This is a genomic window from Bdellovibrio svalbardensis (genome assembly GCF_029531655.1).
Taxonomy (GTDB): Bacteria; Bdellovibrionota; Bdellovibrionia; order Bdellovibrionales; family Bdellovibrionaceae; genus Bdellovibrio; species Bdellovibrio svalbardensis.
Window position 1 is genome coordinate 453,752 of the sequence record NZ_JANRMI010000002.1, and the last position, 19,899, is coordinate 473,650.

Sequence of the window (19,899 nt, forward strand, 5' to 3'; positions counted from 1 at the left end):
TGTTTAAAATCTGGAAAGGGAGGGCGACTTTAAACAGGGCACAACGGGCATGAACCTTGATGAATAGGGACCAGATAGGGAGGCCGATGGCTTTCAAGCGATCCCCGGTGGGGACCACAATTTTGGCAGTTTTCGGGGGTGTTCTGACACTTCTATTGCCATTATTTGCATCAGCACAAGTCCGTACTGAGATGAAACTCTTCTCAGATTCCTTTATTAGCCCCGAATTTGAGGCCACTCAGAAGACCAATTATCAGTTTGTAGGCGCCCAGCTCAAAACCGAGAGTTTTTCTGAGGATGCGCTAAGAATGGATATCGCTGGCGGTGTCGCCATGGGATCTCCTCTCATGAACTATTTAAACATCGGCGAATTTTATTATCAGAGCCATCAGAACGCGTCAGAAACCTTCTATATTGGTCGTAAAAAGCTGCTGTGGAATGAACTCGATTCGCGTTGGAATCTAGGTGTCTGGCAGCCGGTATTTAAATGGAATCCGCTGGCTCCTGAAGAGCAGGGCCTTTCCGGAATCTTTTGGCAAATCGACAAGCCTCTTTATACTTTTGTGCTGTTCGGATCTCCATTGTATATCCCCAGTCAGGGGCCGAGTTTCGAGATCGAAGAGGGTGATTTTGCAAAAGGGAATCCATGGTTCCATCAGCCGCCTCAAAGCGTGCGTATTTGGAATGAAGCGACGAAAATGCAATATCGCTTTGACCAACCCAACACTTCAGAAATCGTTTTGCAAAATTCTTACGGAGCTAAGATTGCCTTTGGGGACCCTCAGGGTTTTAGGACGCAGCTGAGCTATCTTTATGGTCCTGATAATGTGTTGGCAATCGGCTATCAGGGGAGCTTGGATATTTCGACGCTTAAAGGAAATGTGGAGCTTCAGCCCCAGGTATTCTTCCATTCACTCACGGGCGCTGACATGACCTATAAAATCAATCGTTGGAAGGTCGGCGTGAGCGGTCTGTGGGATCGCCCGGGCAAAGAAAAAATCTTTGATGAGCAATGGAGTCAGCCTCTTTTTGAAGATGCTCTTCTCGTCAGTCCATTTGTGGAGTGGGATAACGGTCTTTGGGCGGTTAATCTGATGCGCTTGGATATCTTTGGCGGTGAAATCAAAGAGGTGGGTGAGAACCTGGCCAACACTCCGTTGACGAATCTTTATCCTTTCCAGCAGGCCAATCAGATTTCATTGATGACCAATTTGGGTATGGGCAAAGGCCAGCGTCTTATTGGTAAACTCAGCTACACACATTCTGATAAAAATGACTTCCAGTTGATCCGGATTAATACGCGCTATCGCCTCTCTGGTTTGTGGTCTTTCTTTGGCGAAGCTCAAGTGTTGAAGGCGGGGCCAACCAGCAAGTCGAATGTCAACGATATCGCTCAATTCGCGAACAATGATCGTATGATGTTGGGGGTTTCTTATGCTCTTTAAGAAAACCCTGCAGTTTGTTTTAGTGGGAATTTCCGCGTTGTCTTTGACGGCCTGTACTGATTTTATCAACGGCCAGAAAACAGAACCAGAAGTTCTGAATTTTTCAAACGACAGATTGTCTTGTTTAAAGCAACTGCCGACGCATTTGAAAGATTTTTCGATTGGCGAGGCAAAAGAAAAAGACATCCGTGGCAGCTTTGATTGCGCGCGTGATGCTTTGCTGTATTTCAAAAACAAAACCTATGGATCAGTTCCCAATGCCTATACGGTCGATGAAGTTCGAAACTTTTTTGCCAAGTATTTCTTGAAGGAAAATAATGTTTCTCCAGAGTTCTCCGCCGAACTCATGAAAATTAAAAAGGCTCTTTTAGGGGGCAGCGAAAGTTATATCACCAAGGATGAAATTGTTCGTCTGGTGGATTTGTTGGCCATTGTCAGAGACGAAGCGGTTCAGCTTTCGCCGCATATGAAAGTCCTTTTGAACCAGGCGAAGGACAAAGGAACAAATTGGGATCAAGTTTCTGCAGCGACGGAGCAGCTGCGTTTTTCTTTCCAGCGATTGCTTGAGAAAACCCAGATCTCGGGTTCTGACTATGGATTTGAAGATGCCAAGCGTGCGCTTTCAGGTCTTGGTGAGTTCCTCAGAGGATCAGAGCCCTTTGCTCCCTACGAAAAAGCCAAGGAATGGGTGCCATTGGTAGAGTCCGTTAAAAACATCCTGGTGGGCCGTCGCGCTCAAATGAGTAAGCTCTATCAATGGAAAGAGGGCTTGGACACGGTCATTGATCTTTATGGTCTGGCACTGAAATATCGCTACGTCATTCAAAATTTGGATTTTGGCAATGCCAATGATATTCATCAGCTCAGTCAGTTCATTGGTCAGGGATTGGATCTGATAGAAAACTGTCAGCAGATGAAAAGCGCCGGAGTCATTCCTGCGGAAGATCTCGATCAGTTGATCGAGCAATTGACTCCGTATTTTAAGTTCAGTTTTAAATTGCGTGAAAGCTCTTTGAAGAAAATCTATCGCATTGTTCTTCTGCGCATGTTGTCTCCGGATCGTAAAGGGGATTCGCGTGGGTTTGCGGGATTGGAAAAGGCCCATATCGCAGCCTTGCGCCGCGAGTTTAATATTTGGCGCATGGATCAAAGCTTTATCGACTTGGCGAAGATGGACGAAAAAAGCCAAACGATTTCGCAAAAAGATCTGCTGGAAAGATATAACGACTTCAACAAGAGCTTCGTGATTGAAAAGGGTATTACGTCCAATCCCTTGGAGCAGATGGCTTTGGATCAGTCATGGGATGATTTCGGTCAGATTCTGAAGTCACCGATTCTGGTTAATTACAACGAGAAGGGTCGTATTATCGAGGCGACCAATCCTTCAAGTTACGGAGTGACTTGGAAGTCGCTGACAAAAACCAACTTGATGCGTGGAATTGCTCGCATGTTGATGCTTGGTTATGGAGAGAACACGGCGGGCAAGCTGTCAGATGCGCGAATGAGCAAAGCTGGGTTGATTGCCTGGTACGAGGAATTTAATGAAATTGGTTTGGATATTAAAGCCTTCGATCCTCGTTCAGGGAATTCTGGCTCGCGTAGCTTCTTGGAAGCGAACTTTTTCACGTTCAGTGGCAATGGTGACCAATGGATGGACCAACGTGAAACTTTTGAATTTGTGAGTCTGTTATTTAGCGCCGGTCTGTCATCCAGCGATGATATTCGGAAGGGCATGATCGCTTGTGAAGTTTCGCAAAAAGATATTTTTGGATATGCGTATCTTAAAGAAAGTTGTTTTAAAAAGCAGTTCAGAACGAACTTCTCATTCTATTTTGACAATATGCCATGGATGGGGAAATTCGTTAAAGGATTGAATGATAAGGACTATGACGAGTTCTACAACTATTTGAAGAGTTCTGCAGTGATGCCGGATCAAAAAGTTGGTTTGATTGAAACAGCCAATATCCGCACGATGGTGACGATTCTTCACTATGTGGAGTCGATTATGATAACTTACGACCTGGATCGAAACCAAACTTTGTCCTTGGATGAGGTTTACGCAGCTGCTCCAAGGTTTATGTCTTTCTTTAAGACGGTCAGCCCTACGCAGTATGAATTCATCATTGAAGAGGGATTTGCCTATTTAGTATTCAAAGGCAGCATGCCGGGCCTGGGAGGCCTGACGGGCTTCCAGGTCACGAAGCATTTTGTCGATGAAGCGACCCGTAAAGATATCCTGAGACTGTTCGGAACCTTGAAGGAGCAATTGAACAAGGTGCCAAACTAAGCTATCGTCGGGGCACATGAAGGCCTTAGTTCTTTTAATTTTATCAATTCCACAGCTTCTTTGGGCGTCAGCTTACACTGATGACGAAGTGGTATTGCCTTTGGAAGACAAAAATCCTCCCGAACTGGTCATTAAAGATGCAAGGTCCCGGGCACGCATTGAGGCCATTCTGGACAGCAAAAGATTGAAAGCAATCAGTTACAATCCTGACTGGTATCCAGGCGAAGTGGTTTTTTTGGAATCCCAATCGCCGGGAACAGGTGTGATTGCGTTTGTGGAAATTAAGGATATTCTGGGCCGTCCCGATGGTTCTTATGAATTGATCGGCGAGTTGCTGCGCCAGTCCCGCGCCAATTTAGTTCAAGTCGGTGATCAGCTTTTGCATATCGATCTTTCCTCTGACAATCCGAAATACAAAGGCAGCACTGACTTGATGGTTCGGAAAAGATCGCCTTTGGTTTCTGGGAAATACAAGCCTTTGATCACTCAAGGTGTGTCTGTCGGTGATACGGCGGAAACTTTATGGGAAAATGAGTACCTCATTACTTGGTACGGACAAATTAAATACGGCTTGAAAGATTGGGCGACAATTGAAACTGTTGTGCCAGCTTACCTGTGGGGGGCCTACAATGCCTCTGCAAAATTCAGAGTCTATCAGTCCAATGCCACGATTGTTTCCATGGGCCCGAATTTCGCGCGCATTCCTTCGGAAGATAAATCGACACTCAATCTGAATTTCTATTGGGATTCGATCTCTTCTGAAAGCACTCTTTCACATACTTTCTTCACTTTGGCGCTTTTGACTTTCGAATCTGCCGAGGATGCGACGGCCATCAAGTCATTGGGGACGAGTTCCTTTCAGACTGGTTATGAGTTCATCATGCCGAATTGGGACCGGGTTCTGTTGGGACCGACCTATAATTTCGAGAAGAAAGCAGTCGGGGGTTATTTGACCTATGTGAAAATATGGGATCGCTTCCACGGAAGTCTTTCCGTGAACTCGACCAACGTTTCTTCTTTCAAATTATCGCCTGTTGATGGTTACTATTTCTCATTTGATGCGTACTGGAGATTCTAAGAGTGAACAAGTTTTTCGTCTCGACACCTCTAGGTTATGAATTAAGCACCCTTGCTGAAATGAAGGAATGCTGGCCTTATCTATTGGGAAAAGATTCAAAAACTCACTCGTTGCCATTTCCTGAAGTTGAAGTTCTACAAGGCGGGTTGGAGTTCGAAACGGATTTGTTCGCGGCCTTACAATTGAATTTCTTTTTGAAAACAGCCAATCGCGTTTTGTTGCGTATGACGTCGTTTCGCACGAAGGATTTGCCGAAATTCTATCAGAAATTTAAAGCGCTTCCTTGGCGCGAATATCTTCCTCACAGTCATGTGGAATGGGAAGTGGCCGCGCAAAAAAGCCGTCTGAATAACGAAAAACGTTTGCAGGAAAGTGCTGAAAAAGCTCTGCACGAATTGTTTGGTACGAAGGCAGGTTCAACTAGTCAGACTCCCTGTGCTGCGATTTATATTCGCATGGAAGATGATCTTTGCACGATCAGCTTGGACTCCACCGGGGAGCATCTTCACAAGCGCGGCTGGTCTGTCTTGAAAGGGGAAGCTCCTCTTCGTGAAACGATTGCGGCTTATCTGATTAAAGAAATGATCGGTGAGGCGACCCCGGCTGAGTTGCAACAGGTGACTCTGTTCGACCCTATGATGGGGGCGGGAACATTCCTAACCGAAGCTCGCAGTCTTTGGCAGGGGCAGTTCCAGCGTCCTTATTCCTTCCAAAACTGGAAGAAGACGCCAAAACTATTTCAATCACCGAGTTTCGTTTTCAATTACGACTTACCCAAATCCGCAGTGTTTAAGGCCTTCATCGGTATGGACATCGAAGAGAAAATGCTCACGGTAGTCCGTGAAAACTATCAAGAAGTGGAAAAGCAGATCAAGGCTCAGGAAAAGGACAAGTTCCAAGCGGTGCCTTTGCAGGTCTATCTTCAGGATTCCTTGCAGGTCTACCACCAGGATTCATTGAAGGGCTCCAAATTAAGTGGCGAGCCCCTTTGGATGATCGTAAACCCTCCTTATGGAGAACGCCTGTCTGGGGCCGGCTTGGGAGGCCTTAAAGGCCTTGCGGAGGGCTTCTGTGGTCTGTATCAGCCGCAAAAGATCGGTATCTTGTTCCCGGAGCGTGAAAAGCTCAGTGCGGCGCCCAAGGGCTATCTTATTGAAAAAGAGCTTAAAATCAATAATGGCGGTCTGCGCTGCCTGTTCACTCTTTTGACACGTCTGTAAAATTTTAGGAATTGGTTAGAATTGGGGGGCAATTGGACTTAGCCCCTAGAAGTTTGCAGGATTTCCATGTAGATTCCTGACCCATGAAAACAAGCAAATTACTTTCTGCCTTTTTTATTTCGTCCCTTCTTGGTTTTACAGCCTGTACTCCTCGTGATGTGAAGGTTGTCGATGACAACACTCGTTTGAAAATCAATTCGAAAAAATCAGGCGGAGGCCCAAGATCACAAAGCGGTGATTTCAGTTTGGGTAATTATGCTTTGTCTTCTTTCCTGATGGAAAAACAAATCGAAGCGGTGGAATTGGTGAAGTTGGCAACAGGCAGTGCTGAAGCAACCAAAACTCAATTCGGAGTGACTGCTTTGGAAGACGGCGCAGATGGTTCTAAGAATGCAACGATCACATCTTCAAAAGATATTCTTGAATACACTTCTGATGGTGCTGGCTGGAAAGCAAAAGTTAATAAAACGTTGAATGTCAGCTACACGTTGAAAGACGGATCTTTAGAGACGTTGAAGGCTTCCGGCACCAACGTTAAATCGTCCGTGGATTCTTCAGATGCACAAAGAACTTACGTGAATCTTGTTGAAAGCAATTATTCATTGTCAGTGGGTCCTGCAGACAAGGCAGAAAACCTGAAAATTGAATTGAAGTCAGATGGCTCTATCAGCGGTGCTAAAGGTGGAAAGAACATTCCAAACGCTGTAACGATCTCTGTGACTTTGGTGGTTGATAAAGCTTCTTTGGCAACTCAGGACGTGAAGATCATCAGCACGACGGCAGCGATGACTTATCCAGGACCAAATGGCAAAGTGTTCAATTCAAATCTTGATGGTGGCAACCTGACTTTGAAAGCTGACGGCCTTTGCAACGTTCTTTCAGGAACTGTGACAGCGAGTGCTGGTCCTAAGAACAAATACTCTGTGACTTTCGACGGCGAGCAAATCAGCATCGCCGGCAAATGGAGCAAGACTTTGGCGACTTGTGGAAAACGCCCAACAGTTGATTTGGGTCGTTTGCAAGTCTACTAGAAGTAGACATCTAGTGTGATACTAGAAGTAGACATCTAGGGTGATACTGATTTAAATAATAAAAAAGGCCGCTCTTTAGCGGCCTTTTTTATTTGTACTAACTTGCTTTTTTAGCGGCTTTCTTTTTGGCCGGCTTATTATCAGTCTTCTTTTCAGCCTTCTTCTCTGGTGGCGCTTCTTCTTTGACCGGGTTCTTCGCGGCACTTCTTTGTTTCAATCGAGCATAGAGAGGGAAGTGATCTGACACTCCTTCTTGAGCATCATTGTCCCAACGCTTCGGATACTTACCCTTGCTGAGGTGAACTGGATTGTAGCGGATCACGTCGATGGTTTTAGGTTCCAACTCATAACTGGCAGTTCCATCAGCCAAAAGACCTTTCCCGTAAATCTGAGCATCCAGGAAAGACCAAGATTTCTTATAGTTGTGTGAGCCCGGGCAAGACTCGCAACCAACGAAGTGAGAAACGGCTCCGGCTTGTCCCAGGATATCGCGGAAGATGTGAGCGGACTCTTCTTCTTCGTGCGAGATATTCAAGTCACCACCGGCAATAACAATGGCATTAGGACCCTTGCTCTTAACCAATTCAGCCAAGAACTGGGCAATCTGTTTTCTCCAGTAAGTTGGATTTGATTGAGAGGGAAAGTGGGCTACAAAGAAGGTCATTGGATCGCCATTTGGAGCCTTCACAGTGACTTCTAAGATGCGGCGGGAACGCTCCATCCATTTTTGATCCTTATCGTTCTCGGCTTTCCATGGGATTGGATGAAGAATAGGTTTTCCAACCAGTGGGAAGCGTGACAAGAAAGCGACGTTGATGCCGCGTTTGTCAGGACCGTCGATAATCACTTCTGTGATATATTTCGCTGGCTTCAAATACTCGGTATTCAGCTTATGAAGGACAACATCGCTTTCGATCTCAATAATCATCAAATTGTCGGGACCTTGGCCATCAACATCCAATACGACTTTAGAGATATTTGTAAGCTTCTTATCGAGGGCTTCAGGTGTCCAATTCGTGCTGAGGCACTCGTTTCTGCGGTAGTCAGAGTCCGTTGAATCTACGCAACCCTGGCGCATCTTAGGATCGCCTTGCTTCACGTAAAGAGGCAAATAGGTGTAGTCTTCGTGACCTTCCGTATGAACTGTGTCGAAGAGGTTCTCCATATTGAAGGACATAAGGCTCACTTCATTGGGCGCCTTCTCCGGAAGACTCCATTTGTTCTTCTGAAAGCTGACAGCGCAACCAGTTAGAAGTGCAAAGAAGAGGGCCATTAAAAGAGTGGATATATTTTGGACAGATCGAAGATTTTTCATGCCCACAAAGGTAAGAGGTTTGGTCAGGTGACACAAGTTCAAAGAGTTTTAGGATTCTATTGAGACAAAGAGTGTCTAAACTTTGAGTATTGTGTAACCTAGCGCGTTATGGCATAACGTCTCGGATTGTTCTCTTGCACTTACTAGGAGTCCCAGATGTTAAAAAAAGCCATAGCCATTTCATTATCAGTCCTTTGTTTAGCGACTCAGTCTTACGCAGCAAATGATGGTGAGGCGTTGGTAATGTCTGCCGCAGATCTTAAGAAGAACGATTGGTCTGTAACTTTCTTCTCCATTGCTTCAGTTGCGAACATGAAGCCTGGTAAAACAGCTCCTGATAATGTGTCTGATCGTATGGTGAACAGTTACGACTATTTTAGTTTGAACTATCGCATCGACACGAAATCCAAAGCCTCAATGCGTATTCCATTTTTATTCAACACCGCGGGCGTGAATGAATACGGCGATCAGAAGACTTCTGACTTTGCTCTTTCAGATATCCACTTTAGTTATTCAAATTATGATCTTGGATATATCGGCGATGTCGATGTATCTGGTGTGGCAAAGCTCTACCTTCCGACCAGTAAGTACATGCAAGCCGCGAAGACGATTGCCAAGATCAGATTCGAAGGTTATTTCGATTGGCAGTTCGCACGTTTCTCTTCTCTTGAGTATGTTGTAAAACCAGATATCTATCTTCAAACTCAGACTGCTTTCTTCAACCCAGATGGTATTCCACAGTACGATGACGGCTCTTTCATGCGTGATCCTCGTGCCGCGACAAAACAATTCGGTCTTCAGCATTACCTTCAGTTGAATTTGGATATTAACAAGTATGTTGGTTTCCAAACGAAGACGGGTTTCGACGAAAGCTGGTACCATGCTTCAGCGGCTGAAGAGATCGATGCTTCGCATGTGACCTCTGCAGTTGTCGGCGTCGGTCTTGAAATCCGTCCTATGCGTGGTTTGAATTTCTTGTTGTTGGCGACAAACGAAACAAAATTGAACAGCTACCGTGGGAACGATATTCAGTGGATGCAGCCGGAAAACACTGAGTACGCAATCATGACAAACGCGTTCTTGTTCTAGATTTTAAAATGATGTGATTCGCCTGTGAGGGGATTGGTAAATTCCAGCTCGCAGGCTTCCAGTTCGATTCTTTCTTCTTCCCAGATCTTCTCTGCCCCATACGCGTGATCGCCGATAATCGGGCAATTTTCAAAACCTAGCTGCGCCCGAATTTGATGAGTTCTTCCTGTGTGAAGATGAATCTTCACTTCGTAAGATCCATCATCCAACAAAGTAGAACTTAAAACTTCCAAAACACAATTTTGCCAGCCAGGCTGCTCCACGCGATCGACCTTTTTAGGGGCGCGAGGTGATGGCTCCATGAAGTGCGTGAGGAATCCCATAGGCGGTGCATTGGTCACGCGGGCGCGATAGATTTTTTTAAGTTCACGGGCGATGAGCATTTTGTTAAAGGCCGTTTGAAACTCAGCGGTTTTTCCGTAAACGATCAAGCCGCGAGTAGGCACATCCAAACGGTGGGTGAGAAAGACGGGTTGATTTAACGTCTCTTCAAGATAGGCCTGAACATTTTCGCGAATGTTATCCACCGAGGCATGAACGGGGAGACCTGAAATCTTGTTAACAATTATAAAGTACTGATTCTCAAAAATGATTCTTTCGGACCATTTGCCATCGTTCTTGGGAAAGCGCCGTGGTTTTGTATGGACTCGCAAGTAAGCGCCTTCTGAAACTGAGAAATCTTCTTGAAGGCGTTGGCCGTTTAAGTAAATCGCTCCTAAATTAAGCAGATTGTGAATTTGCGGTAAATCCAGATCTGTGTTGCTTAATATTACGTCACTCACGAGGCCCGACCCTTGGCTAATTATGTGTTTTACTCCGTATTCAAATCCTCTTGCGCTCTGCATACTAATCCTAATGGTAGGGCTTTGATCAGTGTTTGATCATTGTGGTCGAAAAGTATGGATAGCACGGTGTGACGTTAGTATTCAAGCCGTTCAAGTTACTCCATATTAGTTTGCTAGGAGAACTTTCATTTTGGAATTAGCTAACGAACCCATTTTTCAATGGATCTCGCAATTCGCATATTCACCGGGGACAGTTTATCTAGTCATCGTTGGCATGATGCTGTTGTCTGCGGTGGGTTTGCCTATTCCAGAAGAGCTGACTTTGATCAGTGTTGGGATTTTGGCCTTTGTCGGTAAAAACCCGGATGTGTTTCCTCCTCCTTACGCCGGCGCCCCGGTTGTTAACGTACACTATGCAGCGATCATCGCCTTTGTGGCGGTCGTCTTCAGTGACACCTTAATCTATACGATCGGTAGGGTGTTCGGTCGAAAGCTTCTTTATCATCCACGAGTTCACAAAATGTTCCCTCCGCACTTGATGAAGCGTGTGGAAGAGTGGACGCATAAATACGGTATGTATGCTTGCGGTATCTTCCGCTTCACCCCAGGCATTCGCTTCCCAGGTCACTTGGCTTGCGGAATGATGCACTTCCCATTGTGGAAGTTCTTGTTGATCGACGGCATCGCCGCAGCGATCAGTGTGCCAACACAAATTTATCTACTGGCTCATTACGGTGAACCCATCCTAAAAAAGCTCCGCGAATTCAAGATCGTCCTCTTAGTCGTTCTAGTTCTCGTAGCCGTATACTTCCTGGTAAAAAAACTCCGCCAAAGATCCGCTGAGAAAAACGCCTAGGTACGCCGTACCTTTTTGAGGCTCAGAGCGTCTAAAAGAAAAACCCGCATCCAAGGACGCGGGTTTTTTATGCGCTGAGTGAAGCAAAAGGTGCCAGGCACCTTTTGCGGCGACCTTTTGCGGAACGCTGATCTTAGGCGGCTTTTGCGCCGTAGATCGCTTCTTCTGTGAGTTCGCAGCACAAGTGCAAAGCAAAAGGTTTTGCGTGTGGTTTTGGTTCCACGTCTTTCCAGAAGATTTTTTCGTAGCCGCTTTGCAATCCGAAAAGTTCTTCGCGGATTTTGAAACACAAACCAGCTGGGGAGCCCAACAACCAATCCATTTGCACCAAGTAAAGAGCTTCTTCCAGCTCAACCGGGTTGAGAGAGTTCACAAAACTCTTCGGAAGATTGTTTACCAGGTGGCAAGCATTGTGTGAATACTTGTGGAATGCTTTCTCCATAGGATCAACAAAAAGCTTTTCAACTTTTGTATCCGGAGTTTTAGGTCCCGCAAAAGGTTGCGAGAACTTTTTGAAATTCCAATACAACAAAGCATCATTCACGATGTACTCAGCACGTGGCAAGTAGTCGGAAATAGCATCTACTTTTACAGCTTCATGCGAGTGATCCGCAACATGCGCGTTGTGATCAACGGCCACGATACCGCGAAGGTGATAGAGGAATGAATACAAGCAGTGAAGCTTTTCCATGAATGGCTTCGAGAAGTTCAAGCCGAAGTTGTATAAAAACGGCGAACCCACTTGTTTTTCAAACCAGCTGAAAGTTTCCAGCAAATGACAAAGTGAAGAAAGATCTACACCCCAGGGCTTCATCGCCAGATCAAAAGACTCATTGAATTGATGCTCAAAAGCGGCGCAGATTTTTGGATCGACCACCGGCAAGTGAGATTGCAAGGCGCGAATGCGGCCCTGTGATCTTTCGTAAAGCTCAATATGTGGATCCAAGTTTTTCCAAGCATCCAACGCGAAGGAATAGTTTAAGTGGGGCGTGGCTACTGGAGACTTAATATAATTATTAAGTTTGACCAAAGACAAAGCCGTCAACGCATCAGCCATGTATTTAAAAGGCTCTGACGGAGAAAACTTCTTGAAGTCAGTTTCTTGATTCCAGAATTGGACCTGCAAAGGCTTCCAAGTGGTGCCTTTTTCCATAGTCACATCAAAACCCAAACGTAAACTTTTGTGCTTCATACACACTCCTTCACCTCTGACATATCGGAATCAGTCCGCCCTTGTTCGAGTCGAGTTTTTGTGAGACGGTTTTATCAAGCCCGAGGTCGAGGCGAATTAAGGTGAGGACGAAATGGTAGCATTTGGAAGATGGATCGATGCTCATGGGCACTTGGCTGACAGCCGCTGGGATGGTCAGCAGGACGCTATTATTGAGGAAGCTCGCGCTCGCGGAATTCATTTCTTTATGCAAGGGGGCGTGGGGCCCGAGGATTGGGAAAAACAGAAGGCGCTTCATGCGCGCTATCCCACTCATATCGGTATGTGCTTTGGTCTTCATCCTTACTGGGTTGCCGAGCACGACGAAGACGAGTGTGAAGACGCTTTGAACTTGTTGGCCCGAATGCTCCCTGAGGCCATGGGGCTGGGCGAGGCCGGATTGGATTTTCGCCCGAATATTATGAAGGACTCTCAAGAACGTCAGATCGGCGTTTTTGAGGATCAGCTGGAGTTAGCTCATATCTCCAACCGCCCCGTGGTGCTTCATATTGTGCAGGCTCATGAGCAAAGCCTGATGATCATGGATCTCTTCGGGTTGCCTCAGGAAAAGGGCATGGTTCATTCCTTCAACGGAAGTGCTCATAAAGCGCAGGATTTCCTCAATAGAGGCCTTTTCCTGTCCATCGGAGGCCCGGTATGCCGCCCAGACAATCAAAAGCTGCATCAGGCCGTTAAAGAGATTCCGCTGGAATTCCTGCTGATTGAAAGTGACAGCCCCGATCAGGCGCCGCCGCTTTATAAAGGGCAGTTAAATCCACCAGAAAGCATCTGGGAGGTAGCAAAGACTATAGGGGAGTTAAAATCCCTTGATCCTTTGGAAATATTAGATATCACTACAGGGAATTTCCACCGCCTCTTCGGAATAACGTAGAAAACCAGCAAAAGGTGCCAGGCACCTTTTGCTTCACTCGGCGCATTAGGAATTTTGAAGGATCTAATTAGCATGGATACAAACGCGACTTCTTTAACTCAAGAACCAAATCTGCAACAGCCGCCAGAGACTGAATATGTATTGCACCGTCGTTTTGATCGCATGGGCCGCCTGGTCGGTGATCCTGCGATGAAAAAGTTGATGAGCACACATGTGATGGTGATTGGTCTTGGTGGTGTGGGTTCTTGGGCCGCAGAAGCTTTGGCGCGTTCTGGTGTTGGACAAATCACCGTCATTGATTTCGATGAAATTTGCATCACCAATGCAAACCGCCAGATCCATGCCTTGCAGGGCTTGGTAGGAAAGAAAAAAGCCGAAGTGATGGGCGAGCGTCTTCGCAAAATCAACCCTCAAGCGGTTGTGAAAGTGATTCCTGAATTCTACAATGCTGAGAATTCTGAAATGATGCTCGCGAATAAACCTGATTATATCGTAGATGCGATCGACAACATGACCGCGAAGGCGCACTTGCTTGCGACTTGCGTGGCTAAAGGAATTGAAGTTGTAACTTCGGCGGGTTCTGCCGCGAAAATGGATCCACTTCGTATTCAAAAAGTCGACTTGGCAGACACGCACACCTGTCCAATGGCACAACAGCTTCGTAAGATCCTTCGTCAGAAGTATGACTTCCCTGAAAAGAAATTTGGCATTCAATGCGTTTTCTCAGACGAGTTGGTGATGCAGCCGGAAGAACTCTTCTATGACAAAGGCATGGGCTTTAAGTGTGTATGCCCGCAAAAGAATGATCAGCACGGCTGTGACAATCGCAATATGATTTATGGCTCTGCGAGTTTCGTGACAGGGGCTTTTGGTCTTGCGATGGCGTCTCATATCGTGAACGATATCTACAAAACAATAAAGGCGGCAAATTCTGTCGAGGTGCAATCATGATCGTGGCAGCCTGGTTTACTATCGTTGGTCTTGTGGTTATTGCGGGCTTCGTATTGGTCGGTTTAACATTTAGACATTGGGCGCAGCAAAAGAAGGTGACCCATGCTGAGCAAAATACCGTTTCAAAATAAGTTAAGTCTTGGTTACTCCCTCGCTCGTTCTGTGCATTTTACGATGCAACAGATGAGTTTGCCATTTTTCGAATTGCTCGTGACGGGGAAAAGCAAAGATCATCCCTCGGTGAAGCATCCGTCAATAGAGCCGAAGCATCTTAAAAAGTCTTTTCAAGAGCTTTATCATCTGCTGAGGAAAGATTCTGAAAATATCGCGAAGGGCCTTTATCCCATAGAGGTTCTCAAGCCGGAATCGGTGACCAAACACGCCATTCGCTATCCGAAGATTTTGGTGGATGGCTATTATATCTCGAAGCGCCGCAGGGACCACAGTGCCAAGGAATTCAATCAAGAAGCGCGCGAGTTCCTGCATGATGTTCCTGAATACTACCAAAGAAATTTCCACTATCAATCTGGCGGCTATCTTACAAAAAAATCTGCGGACTTGTACGAGCATCAGGTTGAGATTCTATTCTCTGGTGCTGCCGATGCCATGAGACGATTGATCATTCCTTTGATGAAAGAGCATTACCCGAATCAGGGTGAAAACCTGCATTTTCTGGAAGTTGGCGCAGGAACCGGGCGTCTGACGAGGTTTATGAAGCTGGCGTTCCCAAAAGTACGCATTACTGTGCTGGATCTCAGTGAGCCCTATTTAAAGAAAGCCCAGGAAAATCTTACGGAATTCAGCCGCATTGATTTTATTCATGGAAAAGCGGAAGAGTTGCCTTTTTTAGATGCGCAGTTTGATGCCGTTTATTCTTGCTTCCTCTTTCATGAGTTGCCTTTGGCAATTCGCACCAAAGTCATTGATGAATCTTTCCGCACTTTGAAAGAGGGCGGGGTTTTAGGGTTTGTCGACTCTGTGCAAAAGAAAGATGCCGAGGATCTTGAGTGGGCCCTGGAACAGTTTCCGGTGGATTTTCACGAACCTTTTTACAAGAACTACAGTCAAAATCCCATGGAAGACCTAATCACTTCCAGGGGATTCGTAGGTCTTCGAAAAGACAAAGGTTTTTTCGCTAAAGCGATCCTTGCACAAAAGCCATTCTCTGCTTGAGTTTTTTTGGGTAAACATGCTACTTTCCTGCAGAATTTTAACAGGAGCGCATGATGGGACCTATTTCTCAGTTTATCGAACACAACTATCGCCACTTTAATGCTGCAGCTTTGAAAGACGCGGCTAAAGGATACAAAACTCACATCGCGAACAACGGCCAAATGCTTGTTACTTTGGCAGGTGCTATGTCTACTGCGGAACTTGGCTTGTCATTGGCTGAGATGATCCGTGCGGGTAAAGTTCATGCGATCTCTTGCACAGGTGCGAACCTTGAAGAAGACGTTTTCAACTTGGTTGCCCATGATCACTACGTGCGCATTCCAAACTATCGTGATTTGACTCCACAAGATGAACAAAAACTTTTGGAAAGACATTTGAACCGCGTTACTGACACTTGTATTCCTGAAGAGGAAGCTATCCGTCGTATTGAAAACGTTGTTCTTGAATACTGGCAAGAAGCTGACCAAAAAGGTGAGTCTTACTTCCCGCATGAATTCATGTACAAAATCCTTCTTTCTGGAAAACTAGAAAAGTACTACCAAATTGATCCGAAGAATTCTTGGTTGCTAGCAGCCGCTGAAAAGAATCTTCCAATGGTTGTTCCAGGTTGGGAAGACTCAACTTTGGGCAACATCTTCACTGGCCACTGCATCAAAGGTGATATCAAAAATATCCACACTGTAAAATCAGGCATTCAGTACATGAAATCATGGGCAGAGTGGTACATCGTAGCTTCTAAAAAAGCTCCAGTTGGATTCTTCCAAATTGGTGGTGGTATCGCTGGTGACTTCCCAATTTGCGTGGTTCCTATGTTGGAACAAGATTTGGGTCATGAAGACATTCCTTTGTGGAGCTACTTCGCTCAGATCTCTGACTCTACAACTTCTTACGGTTCATACTCAGGTGCGATCCCGAATGAAAAAATCACTTGGGGTAAATTGGCTCCAACAACTCCAAGCTATATCGTTGAATCAGACGCGACTATTTGCGCGCCATTGATCTTCGCTTACGTTTTGGGTCAGTAGTCGTTAGGTAAGTAAATTGATTTATTGTGCTCCAGTCTTCCTGGAGTGCGGACTTGCTACTCCGGAGACGCTGGAGTGCGGACAAGAAGGGCTTCGTGCAGACGAGGCCCTTTTTATTTTCTGGACAGGCTTTCTAGAGCGGACTTTAATGTCCCGATGAAAACACTTCTTATTATTTCTAGCTTATTGGCAGTTTCTTTAAACTCATTTGCTCGTCTATCCGACGGCAAAGCTCATTTAACCCTTCAGGGTGCCAAAATTGTTGGTGCTGTGGATTCAGGCTTTCATTTTAATAAAGATGCTCCGGCAGCCTTGGTTATTGGAAGTGAGTCTGTGGAGCCTTTGAAAAAGGATCCAAAAGAAGTGATCTTTGATGCTTCGAAAGTAAAGTCTCAAAGCTTTTCTGTGAACTTCTATGTTTGCGATGACAAGAACACGGTTTGTGAATCGCACGAGTACGCTTACGCGATCCAATCTGGAAAGCTTGTTGCTGCCGAAGTGAATGCGGCTGTGAAGGTGGTTCCTTCAGTCAAGTCTGCCGTTACATCGTCTGCTGTTGCGAAGTCTGTTCCATTTAAGAAAAACAAACACGGCTTCTATCAGGACAATCTGCAAGAGGCCTTGAAGCTTGCCAAGGATTCAAAAAAGCTTCTAGTAGTGGATTTTGGCGCTCCTTGGTGCCCTTCGTGCATCCGTTTGGAAACGGAAGTGTTTGGCGAAAAGGTATTTCAAAAAGCGACAGAGAAGCTGATCAAAGTCAGTATCAATGTCGATCGCGCCGACAATAAAGATCTTTCTAAAAAGTACGATATCAAGGTGATCCCAACTTTGATCGTGATGAATGCCCAGGGAGAAGAACTGGCTCGTTTGATGGATTACAAACCTGCGGCAGTTTTAGCTAAAGACCTAGAGCAGATTCAGACTCAACAATTAGCCTCCGTCGAGGATTTGAAAAAGAAAGCAGAAGCGGGGGATGCGGCGGCCCGCAGAGCTATGGGCCAAAGGGCCTTTTACTCTGTGAACTTTGAAGAAGCGGCAAAGTGGTTGGCTCCTTTGAATGAACCCAGTTTGATGTTGGCTAACTGTGAAGTGAATCTAGGGCAGGAAAAATACGAAGAAGATAAGGCTAAGAATAAAGATCTCTATCAAAAGACTCTAGAGAAATGGATTGCCGCTTATCCTCAAGGGGTTGAAGCGATCGTATGGCGCGGTGAACTTCTTAAAGTTCTTAAAGGTGAAGGCAAAGAAGTTACGTCTGCGATGAAAAATGTTGGCGAGAAAAATATCGCCGACATCCAAGCTCTTTTGAATTCAGATCAGGCACGCTCAGAGGCTTTTGCTAAAACATTATCTGGGGACTATACTGGTTTTGAGAAAATGGAACTGCTTTCTCAGTTGACGGAAAGTTATGATCTATTGGGCAACAAAGCAAAAGCAGATGAAGCCAAGACTTTGCTGGGTAAAGAAGTTTCGGCAATGTCTTTGAGTGAGAAACGACCGGGTCAAGTCTTGGTGGCTCTTGGATACATGAGACAAGCAGGTCAAAAAACGGCGATGGTTTCTTGGCTGGAGAAGTTGATCAAAGCTTATCCAAAAACAGACGTCTATTACACAAAATTAGCACGTTACTATATCCGTGAAAAATCTTTCGACAAAGCTTTGCCTTATGCGCAGAAAGCGGCCGAAATAAAGTCGGATTTGAATTTGTATAATTTAAAAACCTTGGCGGAAGTTCATAAGGACTTGAAACAAAACAAAGAAGCTTCTGAAGTTGTGGCTAAAGCCCTTGCTTTGCCCGAGGCGCAGCTCGAGCAAAACAAGAAGACCGTGGCCGCTCTGGAAGAGCTTAAGAAGTCATTGACTCAGTAACACGCACTTCGTTTTTAAGCGGGATCTGGTCGGCGATGTATTCGGCGACCGCCGCAATGGTCAGCGAAGGATTAGGGCCGGTGGATGTCGGTAGAATACTGCCATCCACGACATAAAGCCCTTCGTAACCATAAACCTCACCGCGCTCATTGACTAAGCCCGTTTCCGCGGTTTCTCCCATCGGGCAGCCCCCCAAGGGGTGCACAGCAATAATTTTATTTAAATGAGTCAGAGGATTGTCGATAAAGATGCCACCGACATTTTCAGCAATCTTTTTCATCTCTTCTTGAACTCGATCAAAATGTAAGTTGCTGCCTGTTTTGTTCCATTTAATGATAGCTTGATCGTCTTCGCGCAATGAAACCACGCCATCGGAACGATCTCGTCCCATGCCCAATAAAATAAGTGCTTTGCGTGCAAATTCCGCCTTGTCCAAAGCAGCTGCGAATTCGTCGCCAACGTTGATTTCCTCTTGGGTGCGAATTCCCAAAACTTTAAAGAAGTAGTTTTTCAGATTACGTACAACCAGTTTGATGGCTCCCATGATGCCTTCAATTTGCGGAACCTTTCCGGAAAGATACCAGGCAAGTCCAATAGGGAAGCCCGCATCTTCCAAATACATTCCATGAGGGAAACCATCTGGATAGTTTTGAAATGAGTATTGAATCGCACTGGTAATAACCGGTCCCTTGCTGGGATCCAGTTTTTCTTTGGTGTCGATGATCATACCCAAAAGATCTCCATTGCCACACCATTTTTTACCCAGCCAATTGTTCAATTTCGGAAGGTGACCTTTCTTTTTCATCTTCAACAGCAAAGAAGTTGAACCTACAGATCCTGCGGAAAGGATGACTTTCTTAGCGGTTAACACGACTTCCTGGTCGGGGAACTGCGGAACTCGCAGAGTGATCTTGTAGTGGTTCTCTATATTCTCAATCTTGATGACTTCGGCTTGAGTTTTCACTTCCAAGTGGCCGCTCGGACTTTTTAAACTCTTTGCGCGATGAATGTAGTTCAAATCCAAAGTGTTCTTTGCGTGGATGTTGCATCCGATATCGCATTCTCCGCATTTGGTGCACTTTGATTGTGTTGCCCCGTGAGTATTCGCAGTTTGTTGTCCAGGGTAATCTCCTTCAAAACGAATAGCTAAAGGAGGAAGGTGAAACTCCGGGCGGACGGTGGCTTCGGGATTCACGGGCATTTCTTCCGCGGCTTTCTTCATGGCCGCTGTTTTGGGAGTGTCACGATAATAGCTATCCGTCGCAAAAGGGTAGGGTTTTGCTTCCATCATAGACAAGACCTTGTCGTAATAAGGATCCAGAGTCTTGCGAGAAATCGCGGTCGGCCACCCGGTAAAAAACTCTGCGGGCATACGATAAAGAACGTTCGCGTAAATCAAACTGCCGCCGCCCAGACCGCTGGCGGTCAGGGTCATGACATCACTTTCGGGGCTGTCGCGAAACTCCATCAAACCAAACTTTTTGTCCTCGGGGTCCCAGAACATATTTTCTTGAACTTCTTGGGGGCGGCGAGGGAACTCATGCATTTTCCACTGGCGCCCACGTTCCAGTAGGCAAACATTGTAACCTTTTTCAGTCAAACGGCAGCTCATGACCGAGCCACCAAATCCTGAGCCAATAACAACATAGTCAAAATCTAATTTCATCGGGAAT

The 19,899-nt window shown here is 45.8% G+C and carries 17 protein-coding genes; 13 read left to right on the forward strand and 4 right to left on the reverse strand.

The window, feature by feature from the left end:
* The first annotated feature begins 86 nt into the window (after window positions 1-86).
* The 5 genes from NWE73_RS07375 to NWE73_RS07395 all read left to right on the forward strand — a co-directional run bounded on the left by NWE73_RS07375 (window position 87) and on the right by NWE73_RS07395 (window position 7,061).
* Window positions 87-1,445 carry a hypothetical protein gene (locus NWE73_RS07375; RefSeq protein ID WP_277577657.1) on the forward strand — a complete coding sequence of 453 codons (1,359 nt, stop codon included), beginning with the start codon at window positions 87-89 and terminating at the stop codon, window positions 1,443-1,445.
* Window positions 1,435-3,732 (forward strand): hypothetical protein, encoded by a 2,298-nt coding sequence (locus NWE73_RS07380; protein ID WP_277577658.1) that lies wholly within the window; start codon window positions 1,435-1,437, stop codon window positions 3,730-3,732. Before NWE73_RS07375 ends, NWE73_RS07380 begins: the two co-directional genes overlap by 11 nt.
* A gap of 16 nt (window positions 3,733-3,748) precedes the next feature.
* Window positions 3,749-4,810: a hypothetical protein gene (locus NWE73_RS07385; RefSeq protein WP_277577659.1), complete on the forward strand. Its 1,062-nt coding sequence runs from the start codon at window positions 3,749-3,751 to the stop codon at window positions 4,808-4,810.
* 2 nt (window positions 4,811-4,812) lie between these two features.
* Window positions 4,813-6,030 (forward strand): RNA methyltransferase, encoded by a 1,218-nt coding sequence (locus tag NWE73_RS07390; RefSeq protein ID WP_277577660.1) that lies wholly within the window; start codon window positions 4,813-4,815, stop codon window positions 6,028-6,030.
* Window positions 6,031-6,113: 83 nt separating this feature from the next.
* A complete protein-coding gene (locus NWE73_RS07395) occupies window positions 6,114-7,061 on the forward strand; it encodes a hypothetical protein (RefSeq protein WP_277577661.1) in 948 nt (315 codons plus the stop codon).
* Between the two features lie 97 nt (window positions 7,062-7,158).
* Here NWE73_RS07395 and NWE73_RS07400 read toward each other — a convergent pair whose 3' ends face one another.
* Window positions 7,159-8,376, reverse strand: coding sequence for an endonuclease/exonuclease/phosphatase family protein (locus NWE73_RS07400; protein WP_277577662.1), 1,218 nt, complete (start codon window positions 8,374-8,376; stop codon window positions 7,159-7,161).
* Between the two features lie 156 nt (window positions 8,377-8,532).
* Between NWE73_RS07400 and NWE73_RS07405 the strand changes: the two genes are divergently transcribed.
* On the forward strand, window positions 8,533-9,465 hold the full coding sequence (locus NWE73_RS07405; protein WP_277577663.1) for a hypothetical protein: 933 nt from the start codon (window positions 8,533-8,535) through the stop codon (window positions 9,463-9,465).
* Here NWE73_RS07405 and NWE73_RS07410 read toward each other — a convergent pair.
* Window positions 9,462-10,247 carry an RluA family pseudouridine synthase gene (locus NWE73_RS07410; RefSeq protein ID WP_277577664.1) on the reverse strand — a complete coding sequence of 262 codons (786 nt, stop codon included), beginning with the start codon at window positions 10,245-10,247 and terminating at the stop codon, window positions 9,462-9,464. The two genes, NWE73_RS07405 and NWE73_RS07410, sit on opposite strands and share 4 nt — an antisense overlap.
* 193 nt (window positions 10,248-10,440) lie before the next feature.
* Between NWE73_RS07410 and NWE73_RS07415 the strand changes: the two genes are divergently transcribed.
* Complete coding sequence (locus tag NWE73_RS07415; protein WP_277577665.1) at window positions 10,441-11,106, forward strand: DedA family protein; 666 nt, start codon at window positions 10,441-10,443, stop codon at window positions 11,104-11,106.
* A 133-nt stretch (window positions 11,107-11,239) separates the two neighbouring features.
* Here the strand turns inward: NWE73_RS07415 and NWE73_RS07420 are convergent, their stop codons facing one another.
* Window positions 11,240-12,298: a hypothetical protein gene (locus tag NWE73_RS07420; RefSeq protein WP_277577666.1), complete on the reverse strand. Its 1,059-nt coding sequence runs from the start codon at window positions 12,296-12,298 to the stop codon at window positions 11,240-11,242.
* Between the two features lie 112 nt (window positions 12,299-12,410).
* Here NWE73_RS07420 and NWE73_RS07425 point away from each other — a divergent pair, with 112 nt between their 5' ends.
* From NWE73_RS07425 to NWE73_RS07450, 6 genes are all read left to right on the forward strand, one after another.
* Window positions 12,411-13,208 (forward strand): TatD family hydrolase, encoded by a 798-nt coding sequence (locus NWE73_RS07425; RefSeq protein ID WP_277577667.1) that lies wholly within the window; start codon window positions 12,411-12,413, stop codon window positions 13,206-13,208.
* Between the two features lie 72 nt (window positions 13,209-13,280).
* Window positions 13,281-14,159 carry a tRNA threonylcarbamoyladenosine dehydratase gene (locus NWE73_RS07430; RefSeq protein WP_277577668.1) on the forward strand — a complete coding sequence of 293 codons (879 nt, stop codon included), beginning with the start codon at window positions 13,281-13,283 and terminating at the stop codon, window positions 14,157-14,159.
* Window positions 14,156-14,290 (forward strand): hypothetical protein, encoded by a 135-nt coding sequence (locus NWE73_RS07435; protein WP_277577669.1) that lies wholly within the window; start codon window positions 14,156-14,158, stop codon window positions 14,288-14,290. The genes NWE73_RS07430 and NWE73_RS07435 overlap by 4 nt, the downstream gene beginning before the upstream one ends.
* Window positions 14,262-15,332: a class I SAM-dependent methyltransferase gene (locus NWE73_RS07440; RefSeq protein WP_277577670.1), complete on the forward strand. Its 1,071-nt coding sequence runs from the start codon at window positions 14,262-14,264 to the stop codon at window positions 15,330-15,332. Before NWE73_RS07435 ends, NWE73_RS07440 begins: the two co-directional genes overlap by 29 nt.
* A gap of 53 nt (window positions 15,333-15,385) precedes the next feature.
* Window positions 15,386-16,357 (forward strand): deoxyhypusine synthase family protein, encoded by a 972-nt coding sequence (locus tag NWE73_RS07445; RefSeq protein WP_277577671.1) that lies wholly within the window; start codon window positions 15,386-15,388, stop codon window positions 16,355-16,357.
* 156 nt (window positions 16,358-16,513) lie between these two features.
* Window positions 16,514-18,226 carry a thioredoxin fold domain-containing protein gene (locus NWE73_RS07450; protein ID WP_277577672.1) on the forward strand — a complete coding sequence of 571 codons (1,713 nt, stop codon included), beginning with the start codon at window positions 16,514-16,516 and terminating at the stop codon, window positions 18,224-18,226.
* On the opposite strand, the gene NWE73_RS07455 is transcribed toward NWE73_RS07450, so the two are convergent.
* Window positions 18,204-19,892, reverse strand: coding sequence for a GMC oxidoreductase (locus tag NWE73_RS07455; RefSeq protein WP_277577673.1), 1,689 nt, complete (start codon window positions 19,890-19,892; stop codon window positions 18,204-18,206). The genes NWE73_RS07450 and NWE73_RS07455 overlap by 23 nt on opposite strands.
* Between the last annotated feature and the right edge of the window lie 7 nt (window positions 19,893-19,899).